Raw genomic sequence first — 2,700 nt, forward strand, 5'->3', positions numbered from 1 at the left:
TCCTGATCGGCCCGCGCGTCCGTCCGCGCCGGCGGGCCGCTCCGGGCTCCCCGCCCGTGCGCACCGCCGCTCCGGGCGCACCGACGCGTCCCGGTCCGGCCGGCCGGCCGGTCACGGCACGTGCGCGGCGAGCGGGTCGTCCGGTGACGCCTGCGCGGCCCGGGACGCGTGCGGCGCCGAGGCCGCGGACGAGGTCGAAGCCGTGGACGAGGCCTCGGAGGCGTTCGCGAAGACCACCCACACCTGACCCCGGGCGAAGGCGACCGGTGTGCCGTCCGCGGCGGTGAAGTCGGTGCCGTCCGTCGCCGTGCCGCGCTTCCAGTTCACGTCGTAGGCACGCCCGTCCCGCAGCACCTGCGCCTTTCCCGAGCCCACCGTCTCGGTGTACGGCGTGTTGTTGCCCAGGAAGTCGTGGAAGCGCGACGCGCGCACCTTCACGTACTGCACGACCACCGTGGCCGGCGCCAGGGGCCGTCCGTCGCTCGTCCGGGTCGCTGCGCCGTCCGTGGAGACCAGCCAGCCCGCCCTGCTCGCGGACCAGGTGAAGGCGAAGCGAGCGGCCGGGAAGCGCACGGTGCGCGAGGCCGCCGCGGTGCCGCCCGCAGGCGCAGGCCCGTACCGGAACCCCGTCGTCAGCGCGGCGGCGCCCGGAGCGGAGGGCAGCAGATCGTTCGGGCGCAGAAACAGGTTGTGCGGCGCCGCCCGGTCCGCGCCGCGGACGTACGCGCCCGACGCGTCGGAGGGCGTGACGGCGTCCAGCGGGGCCCTGTCGATCAGCGGCAGCAGCCTGCCCTGCGCCCCGGAGAACGCCAGCACCGGCTGGTGGAACTGACGCAGCAGCTCCAGATCGGACTCGCGGGCGCTGCGCACCGGCCCGACCGCCTTCGGCAGACGCGTGGCGTACACCGCCATCAGCCGGCTCAGCCCGCCCTCGACCTGCTCCACGTACACGACGTCCGCCGCGTCGAGACCGGTCTGCGGGCGGGCGGCCGGCGCGTTGTCGATCTTCACGGCGAGCACGGGGGCGGTGGCGGCGCTCGGCCGGTCCCCGCCGGGGCTCGCCGTGCGCGACGCGCTGCGCCCGTCGTCCCCCGAAGGCTCCCGGGACGTCGTGCAGCCCGCCGTGAGCGAGACCGCCAGAGCGGCAGCCAGCGCCGAGGCCAGCAGCGCCGCCGCGGCCGGGGAGCGTCCTGCGCGCACCGCGCGCGCGGGACGCCCGGAGCGTCTCGGACGACTCGGATCTCTCGCGCTCATCGTGTCCACCCCGTTCGGTGTCTCGATTGTGCGCTCGACCGGCGACGGCGGCCATCCGTGACCGTGAGCGGCCGTCGCCGCGGTTCGGGGACGGCGGCTCGGGTACCCGGGCGGCAGCCAGGACCCGGGGCCCCCGGACCCGCCGGGACGGACCGGCCGGCGGAGGGAGTGCGGCACGATGAAGGCTGTGACCTGGCAGGGCAAGCGGGACGTGCGGGTGGCCACCGTGCCCGACCCGACCATCCAGGAACCGACGGACGCCGTCATCCGCATCACGTCCACCGGGCTGTGCGGCTCCGACCTGCACCTCTACGAGGTGCTCACCCCGTTCATGACCCCGGGCGACATCCTGGGACACGAGCCCATGGGCATCGTCGAGGAGGTCGGCGCGGCCGTGCCCGACCTGAAGGCCGGCGACCGGGTCGTGGTGCCGTTCCAGATCGCCTGCGGCGACTGTTGGATGTGCCTGAACTCCCTGCCCACCCAGTGCGAGACCACCCAGGTCAGCGGCGAGGGCATGGGCGCCGCGATCTTCGGCTACACCCGGCTGTACGGCGCGGTGCCGGGCGCCCAGGCCGAGTACCTGCGCGTGCCCCAGGCGCAGTTCGGCCCCATCAAGGTGCCCGAGGGCCCGTCCGACGACCGCTTCGTCTACCTCTCCGACGTCCTGCCCACCGCCTGGCAGGCGGTCGAGTACGCGGACGTGCCGGAGGGCGGCAGCGTCGCCGTGCTGGGCCTCGGCCCCATCGGCGACATGGCCTGCCGGGTGGCCCAGGTGCGCGGTGCGGGCCGGGTCTTCGGGGTGGACCTGGTCGGCGACCGACTGCGCCGGGCCCGAGCGCGGGGCGTGGAGACGTACGACCTGCGCAGCTTCGACAGCGAGAAGGAGCTGGTCGCCGCCATCCGCGACGAGACCGACGGCCGAGGCCCGGACGCCGTGATCGACGCCGTCGGCACCGAGGCGCACGGCAGCGCGGCCGCCCGGATGGTCCAGAACGCCTCGGCGCTGCTGCCGCGGAAACTCAGCGGACCGCTTTCCGAGCGTTTCAGCGTCGACCGGCTCGCCGCCCTGCACACCGGCATCGAGCTGGTGCGCCGCGGCGGCACGCTCTCCCTGGTCGGCGTGTACGGCGGCATGGCCGATCCGCTGCCCATGCTCACCATGTTCGACAAGCAGCTGCAGATCCGCATGGGGCAGGCGAACGTGCGCCGCTGGACCGACCGGATTTTGCCCTATCTCACCGACGACGACCCGCTCGGCGTCGACGACTTCGCCACCCACCGGGTGCCGCTGGCGGACGCCCCGCACGCGTACGAGATGTTCCAGCGCAAGCAGGACGGCGCGGTCAAGGTCCTGATGACGCCGTAGCCCGGGCCGCGGGTGCCGTAGGCGCCGCGGGTGCAGTGGGGGCTGAGGGGGCAGTGGGCGCCGCGGGTGCAGTGGGC

Annotated in this window: 2 protein-coding genes; one reads left to right on the forward strand and one right to left on the reverse strand. The window is 75.0% G+C overall.

The genetic code is table 11. The features are described from left to right. Positions 1–111: 111 nt before the first annotated feature. Positions 112–1,200, reverse strand: a complete 1,089-nt coding sequence (locus ABT300_RS42975; protein ID WP_351688303.1) for a DUF3048 domain-containing protein — start codon at positions 1,198–1,200, stop codon at positions 112–114. A 232-nt stretch (positions 1,201–1,432) separates the two neighbouring features. Between ABT300_RS42975 and ABT300_RS42980 the strand changes: the two genes are divergently transcribed. After that, positions 1,433–2,623, forward strand: a complete 1,191-nt coding sequence (locus ABT300_RS42980; RefSeq protein ID WP_351688306.1) for a zinc-dependent alcohol dehydrogenase — start codon at positions 1,433–1,435, stop codon at positions 2,621–2,623. Positions 2,624–2,700 lie beyond the last annotated feature (77 nt).

The organism is Streptomyces sp. NPDC001027, from assembly GCF_040299045.1.
Taxonomy (GTDB): Bacteria; Actinomycetota; Actinomycetes; order Streptomycetales; family Streptomycetaceae; genus Streptomyces.